Below are 16,003 nucleotides of genomic sequence, written 5' to 3' on the forward strand. Positions count from 1 at the left end.
GCCGTTGTCTGTAGGGTACACGGTGGCTAATTGTTGTTACTCGGATAATTGTGTTCTTGTGGGCAATCCTTCGCTGTCGCCTTGCACCTGAATGGCCAGCGAGCCGATTTTGTTCCCGCGTGCGACGGCCTGTTGCAGCGTTTTTCCTTCCAGCAGGGCGCTAATCACTCCTACTGCGAATCCATCTCCTGCTCCGACGGTGTCGACAACGTTGTCGACCCTCACCGCCGTGACGGCACCTTTCTCGCCGTCGGCTGTTTTGAACCAGGCGCCGTCGGCACCGGTTTTCAGCACTACGGCGTCCACGCCGCGTTCGAGATAAAAATCAGCGATCCCTTCCGGGGTTTGCTGCCCGGTGAGGATCATGCCCTCTTTCAGGCCAGGCAGAACCCAGTTGGCCTGGAACGCCAGATGGTTAAGTTTTTCAACCATTTCGCCTTCGCTTTTCCACAGCACCGGGCGCAGGTTTGGATCGAACGAGATCGTTTTGCCCTGAGCTTTCATGGCACTGGCCGCGTGATCGAGCAGGGCATAGGAACTGGCAGACAGCGCTGCTGCGACGCCACTTAAATGCAGATGCCGCGCGGAGGCAAAGTAAGCGGGATGGTAATCCTGCGTCGAGAGATGGCTGGCAGCGGACCCTTTACGGAAGTATTCCACAATGGGATCGGTTCCATTTTCGATTTTAGATTTGAGCTGAAAACCGGTGGCGAAACGGCCATCGAGCGTCACGCCTGCGGCGTCGATACCCTCTTTTTTCAGGGAATCCAGCACAAAGTGGCCGAAACTGTCGTCGCCCACGCGGCTGACCCAGCCGACTTTGAGCCCAAGGCGCGCCAGACCGGTTGCCACGTTCAGCTCCGCGCCCGCGACGCGTTTGATAAATTGTTCGACCGAGCGCAGTTCGCCCGTTTGCGTAGCGACAAACATGGCCATCGCTTCGCCGATGGTGATGACGTCCAGAGAATCAGACATGGCGTGTCTCCTCACGCAGCAGATTGACGTAATGGCGGGTGACCGCCGCTAAATCGGGCCCTTCCAGTGGAAACTCAATCCCGCGCGGGGCGTCTGCCGGAAGCTGGTCCAGCAGATCCATCCAGCGCGCATCGGCGCGATCCGGGGCGATGGCGCGATAATTTTGATGATGCGGCACCGCGGCTTTGACGTGGATATAGCTCACCGCCGGGGCCAGATGACGCGCGGCTTCTTCCGGTGATTCACCGACCCATAGCCAGTTTCCGGTATCAAACGTGAGCGTGACCGGCAGTTCCATCATCCGGCAGGCTGCCTTGAAACGCTGCATCGGCGCGAGCTGGCCGCAGTCGGTCTGATCGTTTTCCACTACCAGCGCCATGCCGCTCTCATCGAGCAACTCTCGCAGTGCTTCAAGGGGCTGCTTATCGCGGAAATGGCCCAGCGAGACTTTCAGCCACAGGGCATTGAGGGTACTGGCTTCTTGCAGATAGCGCGGCAGATCCGGGTTGAGCGTGCCGTCTGGCATCAAAAGAGGCGCGGGGGCGGAGTAACAGGCGAACAAACCGAGCAGTTCGATGGATTGCGCGAGTGTGGGGAGAGACTGTAACTCTTCTTCGCTGAACAGTTCCCGGCGGATCTCGACGCCATCGGCACCGCCCGAGGCTATAACCGGCAGCATGGCCCGCTGGCCGCCTGCCTGACGGACCTGATCCGCGCCATACGCGGCGGTGACGACGATGATTTTCCTGCCCATTGGCTGACTCCCATTCATAGCTGATAGGTATTACGCTAGATGGAACCGGTTCCAAAGAAAAGGTCAGGATGTTGAATTTATGATCGTCATCACGAAGGGGTTAACGGGAGGTGGAGCCGCGTACGATCAACTCGCCGGAGAAAACTTGCTCGCGTACGGTGTCGGTCATGCCTTCAATGCGGCGTACCACCTGCTCGACGGCGGCATAGCCGATCTGCCAGGTGGGCTGTTTGAGGGTGGTAATGCCGACGCCCGCCAGTTCGGCCCATTCGAGTTCATCGAAGCCGAGCAGGCCGATATCGCTGCCCCAGTTCAGGCCAATGCGTTTGAGGGCGCGGGCCACCTGCAGCGTGAGCGCGCCGTTGGCGGAAATCACCGCTTTGCGCATCCCGCGATGGCGGGTGTGGAACTGGCGCAGGGTGTTATCCATCTGGTCGGCTTCGTGCAGGGGGATTTCGGCATTTTCGGCAATCACGCCGGGATAACGCGCCAGCGTAGCGCGAAATGCGCTCAGGCGGTCGCGACGAGTGTTGACCATCCCCAGCGGTTCGCTCATGAACAAAATGGCTTCGAAACCTTGTTCGATCAGGTGTTCCGTTGCCGTGGTGGCGGCCTGGGTGTTGTCCAGCCCGACGACGTCACAAGCAAATTCCGGGATTTTGCGATCGATGAGCACCATTGGCAGGGACGACTGTTGCAGGCGGTTAAGCCCCTCTTCGCGCATCCCGACGGCGTTGACCACAATGCCTTCCACCTGGTAGCTGCGCAGCAGATCGAGATAGTGCAACTCCTGGTCGACTTCGTTGTTGGTGTTACACACCAGCGGAGTGAAGCCTTTTTCGCGGCACGCGGCTTCGATGCCGCTCAGGACGTTGACGGAGTAGGGGTTGGTGATATCGGCGATGATCAGGCCGATCAGGCGGGTGCGACCATGCTTCAGGCCGCGGGCCATCAGGCTGGGACGATAGTCGAGTTCGGCGATGGCCTGCTCAATACGAGCCAGCAGCGCGTCGGAAAGCAGATGTTTCTCGCCGTTGAGGTAGCGGGAAATACTGGTTTTACCGGTTTTGGCGGCTTTCGCCACGTCGCTGATGGTGGGCCGTGCTGATTTGCTCATCGCTGATTCCCTTAGGATTAGTGAGAACACCTTAGCGGGAAAATCAGCGATGGCAAGTGCTTCATGCCGGATGGCGCTGCGCTTATCCGGCCTACAAAATCCTCGAATGTAGGCCGGGTAAGGCGCAGCCGCCACCCGGCAACAAGGTTACTGCACAGGACTCAAGGTGATCTCAACACGGCGGTTTTGCGCTTTGCCTTCTGCCGTGCTGTTGCTGGCGATTGGGTTCGCCGGGCCCATGCCGTTGGTGCGGATACGGGTTGCCGCAACGCCCTGGGTGATCAGCGAGCTGGCGACGGAATCCGCGCGCTGTTGCGACAGACGCATGTTCAGATCCTGGCTGCCGGTGCTGTCGGTGTAGCCCGTCACGTTCACTGCGGTTTTATTGTACTCTTTAAGCACCATCGCCACGCCGGTCAAGGTGTTGGCGCCGGCCGGTTTCAGCGTCGCGCTGCTGCTGTCGAAAGTCACGTTGTTCGGCATATTCAGGATGATATTGTCGCCACTGCGCGTCACGCTCACGCCTGTTCCCTGCATTTTGTCGCGCAGTTTCGCTTCCTGCACATCCATGTAATATCCCACGCCGCCGCCCAGAGCAGCGCCCGCTGCGGCACCAATCAGTGCGCCTTTACCGCGATCTTTCTTCGAGGAAGAGAGTGCGCCAACGCCAGCGCCGACTAATGAGCCAATACCCGCGCCGATGCCGGATTTGCCCGCTTCACGTTCGCCGGTGTAAGGGTTGGTTGTGCAGCCAGAAACCGCCAGCGCGCCGCTGACCAGAGCCGCAATGACAAGTACGCGTTTATTCATCTTATTTCCTTAATCCTTTTTATTCTTTGCCACGAAGCGCGTGGCGGTTGATTATGACGCCCAGAGACGCAGAAAATTCCAGGGCTAACTCTGAAATTTGTGTCCAAATCTTAAATAGCCTCAAAGAAGGCCGTCACACCTGCAACAGACAAACCCAGGAGCGCACGCTTGACCACTTCAATAAAAACGATTCTGACCGCCGCCCACTGGGGCCCGATGCTGGTTGAAACCGATGGCGAAAATGTCCTCTCCTCGCGCGGGGCGCTGCCGACGCAGCATCCGAATTCGTTACAAACCGTGGTGCGCGATCAGGTGCACAGCAAAACGCGCGTACGCTGGCCGATGGTGCGTAAGGGCTTTCTGGCGTCGCCCGATAATCCACAGGGGACGCGCGGGCAGGATGAATTCGTTCGGGTGAGCTGGGACGATGCGCTGGCGCTTATCCACACCCAGCACAAACGTATCCGTGAGACCCACGGCCCGGCGTCGATTTTCGCGGGCTCTTACGGCTGGCGTTCGAACGGCGTGCTGCACAAAGCGGCGACGCTCCTGCAGCGCTACATGAGTCTGGCGGGCGGCTATACCGGGCATCTCGGTGACTACTCGACCGGCGCGGCACAGGCGATCATGCCCTATGTTGTCGGCGGAAATGAAGTGTATCAGCAGCAAACCAGCTGGCCGCTGGTGCTGGAGCATACGGACGTGGTGGTGCTGTGGAGTGCTAATCCGCTCAACACCCTCAAGATTGCGTGGAACGCCTCGGATGAGCAGGGTATCGGCTATTTTGATGCGCTGCGCAAGAGCGGTAAGCGGCTGATCTGTATCGATCCGATGCGCTCGGAAACCGTCGATTTCTTCGGCGACAGCGTCGAATGGCTGGCCCCGCATATGGGAACCGACGTGGCGATGATGCTGGGTATCGCCCATACGCTGGTGGAAAACGGCTGGCACGACGAAGAGTTCCTCAGTCGTTGCACCACGGGCTATGACTCATTCGCCGACTACCTGACGGGCAAAACCGACGGGATCGCCAAAACCGCCGAGTGGGCGGCCGACATTTGCGGCATAGAGGCGGCGACAATCCGCGAACTGGCGGCGCTGTTCCACGCAAACACCACCATGCTGATGTCCGGCTGGGGGATGCAGCGCCAGCAGTTCGGCGAGCAGAAACACTGGATGCTGGTGACGCTGGCGGCGATGCTGGGCCAGATCGGTACGCCGGGCGGCGGCTTTGGTTTGTCGTATCACTTTGCCAACGGCGGGAACCCGACGCGCCGCGCCGCGGTGCTGGCCTCGATGCAGGGCTCCGTCAAAGACGGCATAGATGCCGTGGATAAAATCCCGGTAGCGCGCATCGTCGAAGCGCTGGAAAACCCCGGCGGCTTTTATCAGCACAACGGCCTGGATCGCCATTTCCCGGATATCCGTTTTGTCTGGTGGGCGGGCGGCGCGAACTTTACCCATCATCAGGATACTAACCGCCTGATCCGTGCCTGGCAGAAGCCGGAGCTGGTGGTGATCTCCGAATGCTTCTGGACGGCGGCGGCCAAACACGCCGATATCGTCCTGCCAGCGACCACCTCGTTCGAGCGTAACGATCTCACCATGACCGGCGACTACAGCAATCAGCACATGGTGCCGATGAAACGCGTCGTTGCGCCGCGCGATGAAGCGCGGGATGACTTTGAGGTGTTTGCGGAACTGAGCGAGCGCTGGGAAGAGGGCGGACGAGAGCGTTTCACTGAAGGCAAATCCGATCTCGACTGGCTGGAGACGTTTTACCAGATCGCCGGAGAGCGCGGCGCGTCTCAGGGCGTGACCTTGCCGCCGTTCGCCCGGTTCTGGGAAGCGAACGAGATTATCGAAATGCCGGAGAGCGAGCAGAACGTGCAGTTTGTCCGTTTCGCCGATTTCCGCCGCGACCCACAAAACCATCCGCTGAAAACGGAAAGCGGCAAAATTGTGATCACCTCGCAGCGCATTGCCAGCTTTAACTATGCCGACTGTCCACCACATCCGATGTGGCTGGAGCCGGACGAGTGGCACGGTAATGCGCAGCCGAAACAGCTGCAGGTGCTCTCGGCCCATCCGGCGCATCGTCTGCACAGCCAGCTCAACTATTCGTCGCTGCGTGAAACTTATGCCGTGGCGGGACGTGAGCCGATCACCCTACATGCGGAAGATGCGAAGGCGCGCGGGATTGTTGACGGCGATGTGGTGCGCGTCTGGAACGCACGCGGACAGGTGCTGGCGGGCGCGGTGGTGAGCGAAGGGATTAAGCCCGGCGTGATCTGCATTCACCAGGGCGCCTGGCCGGATCTGGATCTGACGGAAGGCGGGATCTGCAAAAACGGCGCGGTGAACGTGCTCACCAAAGATCTCCCCAGCTCGAAGCTGGGGAACGGCTGCGCGGGAAACACGGCGCTGGCCTGGGTCGAGAAATATCAGGGGCCCGAGCTGACGCTTACGGCGTTTGATCCGCCTGCCAGCTCATGATCCACGTCGGGTGTTGAGTCTCTTCCTGCCAGGCGCTGTCTTCAATGCGAAAACCCTGCGCATGGTAGAAATTCACCGCCCGACTGTTCTTCTGGTAAACCTCAAGGCTGAGATAAGGGTAGTGCTGCTGCACATGGTGGATCAGCGCGTGGCCAATCCCCTTGCCCATATGCGCGGTGGCGACAAACAGCGCGCCGATAAACTGCGACTGCATGACGCTGATAAACCCGCGCACTTCGTCTTCCTCTTCCCACACCCAGGTTTCGGCGGAAGGAAGATAGGCGTCGCGCACCAGCGTCTCGCTCTCTATCCAGTATTGCGGGTCGATAAACGGGTGCGCGTCGGTGGTGCTTTCAAGCCATAAACTGAGCAGCGGCGCGGTGTTTTCACTTTGCCATTTGCGGATCATGTTGGCCTCCAGGGTGGCAGAAACAGCCCGTGATATGATCGTTCACCAGGCCGCAGGCTTGCATGAAAGAGTAGCAAATCGTGGTGCCAACAAATTTGAAGCCGCGCTTTTTCAGTGCTTTAGACAGGGCATCGGAGGCGGGTGTCGACGTCGGGATTTCACCCATTGTCGCGGCCTGTGTCACCTGCGGCGTGTTGTCGACAAACGACCAGACAAATTCACAGAACGGCTCGCCGTTTTCGGCCATCGCCAGATACGCTTTGGCGTTGCCAATGATGGCCTGAATTTTACCGCGATGACGAATGATTCCGGCGTCGAGTACCAGCCGTTCGACGTCTTCTTCGGTCATGGCCGCCACCGCAACGGGATCAAAATGGTGGAAGGCTTTGCGGTAGTTTTCCCGCTTCTTCAGTACCGTGATCCACGATAAACCCGCCTGCTGCCCCTCCAGACAGATCATCTCAAAGAGCTTTTGACCGTCGGTTTCCGGCACGCCCCATTCTTTATCGTGATAGTCGATATAGAGCTGATCCTGGCTTACCCATCCGCAACGTTGCATTGGTTTTCATCCTTAATGATTTTAACCCGTAAAAAAATCAACCTGGCTGGCTTGACGTGTGTCTTAAAAAGACAATATTTAATTAAGGGCTTTGCCCTCATACCTCTCTCTAACAATGACAAATATCGCCGAATTCGGCTCTTTCTGGAGTCGCTTTGATGATGATAAAAATAATCAGTGGTCGCCATGCCTTTACTGGCCTGGCGGGAATACCTGTCTGTTTGTTTTTTTGTAGCACAGCATACGCCTGGCAACAGGAATATATCGTTTCGGACGCGCAAAATAATACGACCGAACGCTATACATGGGACGCCGATCACCAACCGCGTTATGAGGATATTCTCGCGGAGCGGATCCGTTCTTCCCAGAATGTTCCAGGTGTGGCGTTGAATTCGCCGGAAAATTATCCTGCCGAATCCGCCAGTACCATGAGTCTGAGCGTCAATATTCCGGTGACGAACAATGTGACCACCGGGCCTGTCGCCGAGTGGCATTACGACGCTTCGTCGCCAATGGTTTACAACGAGTTTGGCGATAACGGCAGTAAGGCGTTAACCGATCCGCTCTGGCATGCCAGCGTGAGCACCCTTGGCTGGCGGGTGGACACGCGCGTGGGCGGTCTCCGGCCCTGGGCGCAGATCAGCTATAACCAGCAGTTTGGCGATAATCAGTGGAAGTCCCAGTCCGGGATGAGTCGTCTGCCTGCCTCGATGCAGTACGATAACTGGATGGATGTTACTGTGGGGGCCGACGTGCTGCTTTACCCGCATATGGCGGCCTATGCATCGTTATCCCAGGCCGATAGCACCATGACCGGGGCTGATTATCTTTATACGCTGGGTGTGAGCGCGAGATTTTAATTTTGTTACTGAAATCAACCTGACGATAACATCTTAAATACAATAACAGCCGGGCTTGTAGCGATAGCAGGCACTAACAAAATGCGTTTCGCGCTTCCCGGCAAGGTCATTCATTCCAGAATCCAGGCATTTCATTCCGTCTCAACTGCATTTCATGCCGTTTTCCCCCTGCTAATTTGAGGTTTTGTTTATCGTTGTCTGCAGCGAATTCCCTTAATTTCTCTTGCAGGACAACTGCCATGAACACATCAACTTACAACCGCACTCGTTGGCTGACCCTCTTTGGCACCATCGTGACGCAATTTGCGTTGGGATCGGTGTATACCTGGAGCCTGTTTAACAGCGCGCTCTCCGACAAACTCGGCGCACCGGTGAGTCAGGTCGCGTTCTCCTTCGGCCTGCTGAGCCTCGGCCTGGCGTTGTCCTCCTCCGTCGCCGGGAAATTGCAGGAGCGTTTTGGCGTGAAGCGCGTCACCATGGCCTCTGGCATTCTGTTAGGTGTCGGCTTCTTCCTGACAGCGCACTCCAGCAACCTGATGATGCTCTGGCTGAGTGCCGGTGTGCTGGTCGGTCTGGCGGACGGCGCGGGTTACCTGCTGACCCTGTCGAACTGCGTGAAGTGGTTCCCGGAGCGTAAAGGCTTGATCTCAGCCTTCTCCATTGGCTCTTATGGCCTGGGCAGCCTCGGGTTTAAATTTATCGACTCCCATCTGCTGACCTCCGTGGGCCTGGAAAAGACCTTCATGATCTGGGGCGCTATCGTGCTGGTGATGATTCTGTTCGGCGCGACCCTGATGAAAGATGCCCCGCAGCAGGAAGTCAAAACCGTTAACGGCGTGGTGGAAAACGACTTCACCCTGGCCCAGTCCATGCGTCAGCCGCAGTACTGGATGCTGGCGGTGATGTTCCTGACCGCGTGCATGAGCGGCCTGTATGTGATTGGCGTGGCGAAAGATATTGCGCAAGGGATGGTGAAACTGGATGCGCTGACGGCGGCGAACGCGGTGACGGTGATTTCCATCGCGAATCTCTCCGGTCGTCTGGTGCTGGGTATTCTCTCCGACAAAATCGCCCGTATCCGTGTGATTACGCTTGGGCAAGTGGTCTCTCTGGTCGGTATGGCGGCCCTGCTGTTTGCCCCGCTGAACGAGATGACCTTCTTCGCGGCGATTGCCTGTGTAGCCTTTAACTTTGGCGGCACCATCACCGTCTTCCCGTCGCTGGTAAGCGAATTCTTTGGCCTGAATAATCTGGCGAAGAATTATGGGGTGATTTATTTAGGTTTTGGTATCGGCAGCATCTGCGGGTCGCTGATTGCCTCGCTGTTCGGCGGCTTCTATGTCACCTTCTGCGTGATCTTCGCGCTGCTGATTATCTCTCTGGCGCTCTCCACCACCATTCGCCAGCCGCAGCGTGAAGTCTTTAACGAAGCACATGCCTGATGAATGATTGAAAAGGCTGGAGTTTCCGGCCTTTTTTTCACTGCCTTAATGTCCGTTTTTTGACCCACTCTGTTATCGAACTTGATTTTTTGTAAATATCTACTGCAATCACACTCTCTGCTGCCACTTTTCCCCTTCTCTGTGGTCTACTTACCACGCTTTAGACGTTTCTGATAACGATCCCCTGAGCGAATATCTACTCTGTTCACTTTTGCAGTCAAAAGTGAATGTCGTGACTGTCCCTTTTTCCGGGTAGCTTGCATGAAATATATTAAATCGATGACTCAACAAAAGCTGAGTTTTTTGCTGGCGTTGTACATCGGCCTGTTTATGAATGGCGCTGTTTTTTTCCGTCGGTTTGACGGATACGCGCAGGATTTTACCGTCTGGAAAGGAATCGCCGCGGTTGTTGAATTGGCCGGTACTGTTCTGGTCACTTTTTTCTTATTACGTCTGCTCTCTCTGTTTGGTCGCCGCATCTGGCGCGTTCTGGCTTCGCTGGTGGTGCTCTGTTCGGCGGGTGCCAGTTATTACATGACATTTATGAACGTGGTTATTGGCTACGGCATTATTGCCTCAGTCATGACGACGGATATCGATCTCTCAAAAGAAGTCGTCGGTCTGCACTTCATCCTGTGGCTGGTGGGCGTGAGCGCGCTGCCGCTGCTGCTGATCTGGAGCAACCGCTGCCGCTATACCTTGCTGCGTCAGATGCGCACGCCGGGGCAGCGTATCAGAAGCGTGGCGATTGTGCTGCTGGCCGGGCTGATGGTCTGGGGCCCGATTCGTCTGCTTGAAGTGAAGCAGAAGAATGACGAACGTACCTCTGGCGTGGATTTGCCAAGCTACGGTGGCGTAGTCGCCAACTCCTATCTGCCTTCTAACTGGATTTCCGCGCTGGGCTTATATGCCTGGGCGCAGGTGGATGAGTCCTCGGATAATAAATCCCTGCGGAATCCGGCAAAGGAGTTCACCTACGAAGCCCCGAAAGATATCGACGACACTTATGTGGTCTTTATCATCGGTGAAACGACGCGCTGGGATCATATGGGGATTCTGGGCTACGATCGTGACACCACGCCGAAACTGGCGCAGGAGAAAAACCTGGTCGCCTATAGAGGTTATTCCTGTGATACGGCGACCAAGCTGTCGCTGCGCTGCATGTTTGTGCGCGAGGGTGGGGCGGATGATAACCCGCAGCGTACCCTGAAAGAGCAGAACGTCTTCTCGGTGCTGCATCAGCTTGGGTTCAGTGCCGATCTCTATGCGATGCAGAGCGAGATGTGGTTCTACAGCAACACCATGGCGCAGAACATTGCCTATCGTGAGCAGATCGGTGCCGAGCCGCGTAACCGCGGTAAGAGCGTCGACGATATGCTGTTGATCGACGAGATGAAGGGTTCTCTGAGCAACAATCAGGATGGTAAACACATGATCATCCTGCATACCAAAGGCTCGCACTTCAACTACACCCAGCGTTATCCGCGCAGCTTTGCCAAATGGACGCCGGAGTGCGTGGGCGTGGATAAGGATTGCACCAAAGAGCAGCTGATTAACTCGTACGATAACTCGGTGATGTATGTGGATCACTTTATCGAGAGCGTGATTGACCAGGTGCGCGACAAGAAGGCGATTGTTTTCTATGCCGCCGACCACGGTGAATCGATCAACGATTTTGAGCACCTGCACGGTACGCCGCGCAAAATGGCGCCACCGGAGCAGTTCCGCGTGCCGATGATGGTCTGGATGTCGGATAAGTATCTGGAGAACCCGGATAAAGAGAAGATGTTCCAGCAGCTGAAAAAAGAAGCCGCGATGAAGGTACCTCGCCGTCACGTTGAGCTGTACGACACCATTATGGGTTGCCTCGGCTATACCTCGCCAGACGGCGGGATTAACGAGAATAACAACTGGTGTCACATCCCTGAGGGCGCGTCAAAAGCCGCTAAGTAACCGAGCTGGCGAGTTTCTCGCCAGTCGAATGGCTTTTTGCAGATAAGGGATTGACGGGGGCGCACCCCAGCAGTAAGATGCGCTCCGCATTCGGCGAGTAGCGCAGCTTGGTAGCGCAACTGGTTTGGGACCAGTGGGTCGGAGGTTCGAATCCTCTCTCGCCGACCACATTCGAAAAACCTGCTTTTAAAGCAGGTTTTTTTTCGTCTGGAGTTTGTGAGGATGAGAATCTCCGGGGAAGGTTGCTTTAGCAACGGCCCGCAGGGCGAGCCACGTAGTGGCGAGTCATCCTCTCTCGCCGACCAGATTTAAATAAGGGCTAACCGCAAGGTTAGCCCTTTTTGCATTATGGGCTTATCCACGCCGACCGGCCAAAACGCTCCTTATCCCCGCATTCCCCTGCCTGTTAACGATTTTGTGACATAATCCATTGTATTTTTTTATATATGGATTGATTTTTTTTCGCGTTGCTTATGGATAACCTCAGCATTTTCCGCTGTGCGTTTTAACGTTCGTGGCATTTACTGCGCAGATAATCGCCATTCTGTAAGAAAATTTACGCGATCTGAATAAATGTTAATCACTGATTGTTGCGAAATATGAAGAGAGTTGTGCTGCAAGATGAGGAGTAGCATAAATTTCCCTGCTGAAAATAGACGCCTAAAGTTTTTTTAATCTTTGTTTGCCGTTTCTCACCCTCAACGTAAATCCCCGTCACCTGTATTGACGTTTTCACATTCTGTTGACAGATTGTAGGGCACGAGGGGCATTTCAGGGAGGATCTGCGCTGCAACTCCGACGCTCTTCTGAAAGGAATCTCCAACCCTTATCACGCCTTCGGGCATCACCGACCGGACCGGGTAAAAAATAAATAAAGGTCAGGCGGCGTAACACAACAAAGCAAAACATCACATTGGAGCAGAATAATGAGTATTTCCTTGAAGAAGTCAGGGATGCTGAAGCTTGGTCTGAGCCTGGTCGCTCTCACCGTCGCAGCAAGCGTACAGGCAAAAACCCTGGTTTACTGTTCTGAAGGCTCGCCGGAAGGCTTTAACCCACAGCTGTTCACCTCTGGTACCACGTACGACGCAAGCTCCGTACCTATCTATAACCGTCTGGTTGAATTCAAAACCGGTACCACGGAAGTGATTCCGGGTCTGGCTGAGAAGTGGGAAGTCAGCGAAGACGGCAAGACCTATACCTTCCATCTTCGCCAGGGCGTGAAGTGGCAGGACAACAAAGATTTTAAACCGACGCGTGAGCTGACTGCGGATGACGTTGTCTTCTCCTTCGACCGTCAGAAGAACGCACAGAACCCGTACCATAAAGTCTCTGGCGGCAGCTATGAGTACTTCGAAGGGATGGGTCTGCCGGATCTGATCACCGAAGTGAAAAAAGTGGACGACAAAACCGTTCAGTTCGTACTGAGCCGTCCAGAAGCGCCATTCCTGGCTGACCTGGCTATGGACTTCGCCTCTATTCTGTCAAAAGAGTACGCGGACAACATGCTGAAAGCGGGCACTCCGGAAAAAGTGGATCTGAACCCAATCGGTACCGGTCCATTCCAGCTGCAGCAGTACCAGAAAGACTCCCGTATTCTGTACAAAGCGTTCGAAGGTTACTGGGGCACCAAGCCGCAGATCGACCGTCTGGTCTTCTCCATCACGCCTGACGCATCCGTGCGTTATGCCAAACTGCAGAAAAACGAGTGCCAGGTCATGCCGTACCCGAACCCGGCTGACATCGCTCGCATGAAGCAGGACAAAAACATCAACCTGCTGGAGCAGGCGGGCCTGAACGTGGGTTACCTCTCCTTCAACACCGAGAAGAAACCGTTTGATGACGTGAAAGTGCGTCAGGCGCTGACTTACGCGGTGAACAAAGAAGCGATCATCAAAGCCGTTTACCAGGGCGCGGGTGTGGCTGCTAAGAACCTGATCCCACCAACCATGTGGGGCTACAACGACGACGTTAAAGACTACTCCTACGATCCTGAGAAAGCGAAAGCGCTGCTGAAAGAAGCAGGCCAGGATAAAGGCTTTACCGTTGAGCTGTGGGCGATGCCGGTACAGCGTCCATACAACCCGAACGCGCGCCGTATGGCGGAAATGGTTCAGGCTGACTGGGCTAAAGTCGGCGTTCAGGCCAAGATCGTCACTTACGAGTGGGGCGAGTATCTGAAACGCGCCAAAGCAGGTGAACATCAGGCCGTGATGATGGGCTGGACCGGGGACAATGGGGATCCGGACAACTTCTTCGCCACCCTGTTCAGCTGCGCAGCGGCGAAAGACGGTTCTAACTACTCTCGCTGGTGCTACAAGCCGTTTGAAGACCTGATCCAACCGGCACGTGCGACCGACGATCACAACAAGCGTATTGAACTGTACAAACAGGCTCAGGTAGTGATGCATGACCAGGCTCCGGCGCTGATCGTGGCTCACTCCACCGTTTACGAGCCAGTGCGTAAAGAAGTCAAAGGCTATGTGGTTGATCCGTTGGGCAAACACCACTTCGAAAACGTCTCAATCGAATAATTAAAAATGTAAGGGGTACGTGAGTACCCTAGTGCCCGGCGGCGCTGCGCTTGCGCGGGCCTACGAGAGTAGGCCGGGTAAGCGTAGCGTCACCCGGCAGTTGTGAGCAATACAGACGCACGGTTCCAGGCTGTGAGTCTCTAGAGAGAGTACGGGATATGTTGCAGTTCATCCTCCGACGTCTGGGACTTGTCATCCCCACGTTTATCGGTATCACCCTTCTCACTTTTGCCTTCGTCCATATGATCCCCGGCGACCCGGTAATGATTATGGCGGGTGAGCGTGGTATCTCCCCTGAACGCCATGCGCAGCTGCTGGCCGAACTCGGCCTCGATAAGCCGATGTGGCAGCAGTACCTCCACTATATCTGGGGTGTATTGCACGGTGATTTAGGGATTTCGCTGAAAAGCCGTCTTCCGGTGTGGGACGAGTTTGTGCCGCGTTTTAAAGCGACGCTGGAACTCGGTATCTGCGCCATGATTTTTGCCGTTGCTGTCGGTATTCCCGTCGGTGTACTGGCTGCGGTTAAGCGCGGCTCTATTTTCGATCACACCGCCGTTGGTCTGGCGCTGACCGGTTACTCCATGCCTATCTTCTGGTGGGGCATGATGCTGATCATGCTGGTCTCGGTGCAGCTCAACCTGACGCCGGTCTCCGGGCGCGTGAGCGACATGGTGTTCCTCGATGACTCCAACCCGCTCACCGGCTTTATGCTGATTGATACGGCGATCTGGGGCGAAGAGGGCAACTTCATTGATGCGCTGGCGCACATGATCCTGCCTGCGATGGTGCTCGGGACAATTCCGTTAGCGGTGATCGTGCGTATGACCCGTTCGTCGATGCTGGAAGTGCTGGGCGAGGATTATATCCGTACCGCTCGCGCCAAAGGGCTGACCCGTATGCGCGTCATTATCGTCCATGCCTTGCGTAACGCGATGCTGCCGGTGGTGACCGTTATCGGTCTGCAGGTGGGGACCTTGCTGGCCGGGGCGATCCTGACCGAAACCATCTTCTCCTGGCCGGGCCTGGGACGTTGGCTGATCGACGCGCTGCAGCGCCGTGATTATCCGGTTGTGCAGGGCGGTGTGTTGCTGGTGGCGACGATGATTATCCTCGTCAACCTGCTGGTCGATCTGCTGTACGGCGTGGTGAACCCGCGTATTCGTCATAAGAAGTAAGGGGCCATCATGTCACAAGTTACTCAAAATAAAGCTGTTGCTGCCCCGGTGCCAATGACGCCGCTGCAGGAGTTCTGGCACTACTTCAAACGCAACAAGGGCGCGGTGGTCGGGCTGGTGTATGTCACCATCATGATCATTATTGCCGTGTTTGCGAACTTCCTCGCACCTTTCAACCCGGCGGATCAGTTCCGCGACGTGCTGCTGGCGCCGCCAGCCTGGCAGGATGGCGGCACCCTCACCCATCTGCTCGGTACGGACGACGTGGGCCGCGATGTGCTGTCGCGCCTGATGTACGGTGCGCGTCTGTCGCTGCTGGTGGGCTGTCTGGTGGTGGTGCTGTCGCTGATCCTGGGGGTTATCCTCGGACTGGTGGCGGGCTACTTCGGCGGTCTGGTCGATAACATCATTATGCGTATCGTCGACATCATGCTGGCGCTGCCGAGCCTGCTGCTGGCGCTGGTGCTGGTGGCGGTGTTTGGGCCGTCGATCGGTAACGCAGCACTTGCCCTGACGTTCGTTGCACTCCCGCATTACGTACGATTGACGCGTGCGGCGGTGCTGGTGGAAGTGAACCGCGATTACGTCACCGCTTCACGCGTGGCGGGTGCGGGCGCGCTGCGCCAGATGTTCGTCAATATTCTCCCGAACTGCCTTGCGCCGCTGATTGTTCAGGCGTCGCTCGGTTTCTCTAACGCCATTCTCGATATGGCTGCTCTTGGCTTCCTGGGCATGGGTGCGCAGCCGCCAACACCGGAGTGGGGCACGATGCTCGCCGATGTGTTGCAGTTCGCGCAAAGCGCGTGGTGGGTCGTGACCTTCCCGGGTCTGGCGATCCTCCTGACGGTGCTGGCATTTAACCTGATGGGTGATGGTCTGCGTGATGCACTTGATCCCAAACTGAAGCAGTAAGAGG

Annotated in this window: 13 protein-coding genes and 1 tRNA gene; 8 read left to right on the forward strand and 6 right to left on the reverse strand. The window is 56.4% G+C overall.

The features are described 5' to 3' along the window. Positions 1-36 precede the first annotated feature (36 nt). The 4 genes from U9O48_RS01100 to U9O48_RS01115 all read right to left on the reverse strand — a co-directional run bounded on the left by U9O48_RS01100 (position 37) and on the right by U9O48_RS01115 (position 3,656). The gene (locus tag U9O48_RS01100) at positions 37-975 is read right to left on the reverse strand and encodes a sugar kinase (RefSeq protein WP_324723345.1); all 939 of its coding nucleotides are present in this window, start codon (positions 973-975) and stop codon (positions 37-39) included. Further along, on the reverse strand, positions 968-1,729 hold the full coding sequence (locus U9O48_RS01105; protein WP_324723346.1) for a sugar phosphate isomerase/epimerase: 762 nt from the start codon (positions 1,727-1,729) through the stop codon (positions 968-970). Before U9O48_RS01105 ends, U9O48_RS01100 begins: the two co-directional genes overlap by 8 nt. 100 nt (positions 1,730-1,829) lie before the next feature. Continuing rightward, the gene (locus U9O48_RS01110) at positions 1,830-2,846 is read right to left on the reverse strand and encodes a LacI family DNA-binding transcriptional regulator (protein ID WP_282493020.1); all 1,017 of its coding nucleotides are present in this window, start codon (positions 2,844-2,846) and stop codon (positions 1,830-1,832) included. 147 nt (positions 2,847-2,993) lie between these two features. Further along, complete coding sequence (locus U9O48_RS01115; protein WP_285143691.1) at positions 2,994-3,656, reverse strand: OmpA family lipoprotein; 663 nt, start codon at positions 3,654-3,656, stop codon at positions 2,994-2,996. A 216-nt stretch (positions 3,657-3,872) separates the two neighbouring features. On the opposite strand from U9O48_RS01115, the gene U9O48_RS01120 reads away from it, so the two are divergent. Further along, positions 3,873-6,152 carry a molybdopterin guanine dinucleotide-containing S/N-oxide reductase gene (locus U9O48_RS01120; RefSeq protein WP_324724430.1) on the forward strand — a complete coding sequence of 760 codons (2,280 nt, stop codon included), beginning with the start codon at positions 3,873-3,875 and terminating at the stop codon, positions 6,150-6,152. Here U9O48_RS01120 and U9O48_RS01125 read toward each other — a convergent pair. Next, positions 6,121-6,561: an N-acetyltransferase gene (locus U9O48_RS01125; protein ID WP_282493019.1), complete on the reverse strand. Its 441-nt coding sequence runs from the start codon at positions 6,559-6,561 to the stop codon at positions 6,121-6,123. The two genes, U9O48_RS01120 and U9O48_RS01125, sit on opposite strands and share 32 nt — an antisense overlap. Continuing rightward, positions 6,539-7,120 carry a DNA-3-methyladenine glycosylase I gene (tag, locus tag U9O48_RS01130; protein ID WP_285143690.1) on the reverse strand — a complete coding sequence of 194 codons (582 nt, stop codon included), beginning with the start codon at positions 7,118-7,120 and terminating at the stop codon, positions 6,539-6,541. Before tag ends, U9O48_RS01125 begins: the two co-directional genes overlap by 23 nt. Positions 7,121-7,278: 158 nt before the next feature. Here tag and U9O48_RS01135 point away from each other — a divergent pair, with 158 nt between their 5' ends. From U9O48_RS01135 to dppC, 7 genes are all read left to right on the forward strand, one after another. Beyond that, the gene (locus U9O48_RS01135; protein ID WP_285143689.1) at positions 7,279-7,980 is read left to right on the forward strand and encodes an autotransporter domain-containing protein; all 702 of its coding nucleotides are present in this window, start codon (positions 7,279-7,281) and stop codon (positions 7,978-7,980) included. Positions 7,981-8,219: 239 nt separating this feature from the next. Further along, positions 8,220-9,422, forward strand: a complete 1,203-nt coding sequence (locus tag U9O48_RS01140) for an MFS transporter (protein ID WP_282493016.1) — start codon at positions 8,220-8,222, stop codon at positions 9,420-9,422. 261 nt (positions 9,423-9,683) lie between these two features. Further along, positions 9,684-11,375 (forward strand): kdo(2)-lipid A phosphoethanolamine 7''-transferase, encoded by a 1,692-nt coding sequence (eptB, locus tag U9O48_RS01145; protein ID WP_285158530.1) that lies wholly within the window; start codon positions 9,684-9,686, stop codon positions 11,373-11,375. A gap of 91 nt (positions 11,376-11,466) precedes the next feature. Then, a tRNA-Pro gene (locus tag U9O48_RS01150) sits at positions 11,467-11,543 on the forward strand. 758 nt (positions 11,544-12,301) lie between these two features. Further along, the gene (gene dppA / locus U9O48_RS01155; protein WP_282493014.1) at positions 12,302-13,909 is read left to right on the forward strand and encodes a dipeptide ABC transporter periplasmic-binding protein DppA; all 1,608 of its coding nucleotides are present in this window, start codon (positions 12,302-12,304) and stop codon (positions 13,907-13,909) included. Positions 13,910-14,067: 158 nt separating this feature from the next. After that, positions 14,068-15,087, forward strand: coding sequence for a dipeptide ABC transporter permease DppB (dppB, locus tag U9O48_RS01160; protein ID WP_100778115.1), 1,020 nt, complete (start codon positions 14,068-14,070; stop codon positions 15,085-15,087). Positions 15,088-15,096: 9 nt separating this feature from the next. Next, on the forward strand, positions 15,097-15,999 hold the full coding sequence (gene dppC / locus U9O48_RS01165) for a dipeptide ABC transporter permease DppC (protein ID WP_285143687.1): 903 nt from the start codon (positions 15,097-15,099) through the stop codon (positions 15,997-15,999). The last annotated feature ends 4 nt before the right edge of the window (positions 16,000-16,003 follow it).

It is taken from the genome of Lelliottia sp. JS-SCA-14, from assembly GCF_035593345.1.
Taxonomy (GTDB): domain Bacteria; phylum Pseudomonadota; class Gammaproteobacteria; order Enterobacterales; family Enterobacteriaceae; genus Enterobacter; species Enterobacter wanjuensis.

Bases quoted from the DNA above. Each gene is read 5' to 3' on its own strand.
- tag (WP_285143690.1), bottom strand. From the start codon at position 7,120: ATGCAACGTTGCGGATGGGTAAGCCAGGATCAGCTCTATATCGACTAT.
- dppB (WP_100778115.1), top strand. From the start codon at position 14,068: ATGTTGCAGTTCATCCTCCGACGTCTGGGACTTGTCATCCCCACGTTT.
- U9O48_RS01100 (WP_324723345.1), bottom strand. From the start codon at position 975: ATGTCTGATTCTCTGGACGTCATCACCATCGGCGAAGCGATGGCCATG.
- dppA (WP_282493014.1), top strand. From the start codon at position 12,302: ATGAGTATTTCCTTGAAGAAGTCAGGGATGCTGAAGCTTGGTCTGAGC.
- U9O48_RS01140 (WP_282493016.1), top strand. From the start codon at position 8,220: ATGAACACATCAACTTACAACCGCACTCGTTGGCTGACCCTCTTTGGC.
- U9O48_RS01125 (WP_282493019.1), bottom strand. From the start codon at position 6,561: ATGATCCGCAAATGGCAAAGTGAAAACACCGCGCCGCTGCTCAGTTTA.
- U9O48_RS01120 (WP_324724430.1), top strand. From the start codon at position 3,873: ATGCTGGTTGAAACCGATGGCGAAAATGTCCTCTCCTCGCGCGGGGCG.
- eptB (WP_285158530.1), top strand. From the start codon at position 9,684: ATGAAATATATTAAATCGATGACTCAACAAAAGCTGAGTTTTTTGCTG.
- U9O48_RS01115 (WP_285143691.1), bottom strand. From the start codon at position 3,656: ATGAATAAACGCGTACTTGTCATTGCGGCTCTGGTCAGCGGCGCGCTG.
- U9O48_RS01110 (WP_282493020.1), bottom strand. From the start codon at position 2,846: ATGAGCAAATCAGCACGGCCCACCATCAGCGACGTGGCGAAAGCCGCC.
- U9O48_RS01135 (WP_285143689.1), top strand. From the start codon at position 7,279: ATGATGATAAAAATAATCAGTGGTCGCCATGCCTTTACTGGCCTGGCG.
- U9O48_RS01105 (WP_324723346.1), bottom strand. From the start codon at position 1,729: ATGGGCAGGAAAATCATCGTCGTCACCGCCGCGTATGGCGCGGATCAG.
- dppC (WP_285143687.1), top strand. From the start codon at position 15,097: ATGTCACAAGTTACTCAAAATAAAGCTGTTGCTGCCCCGGTGCCAATG.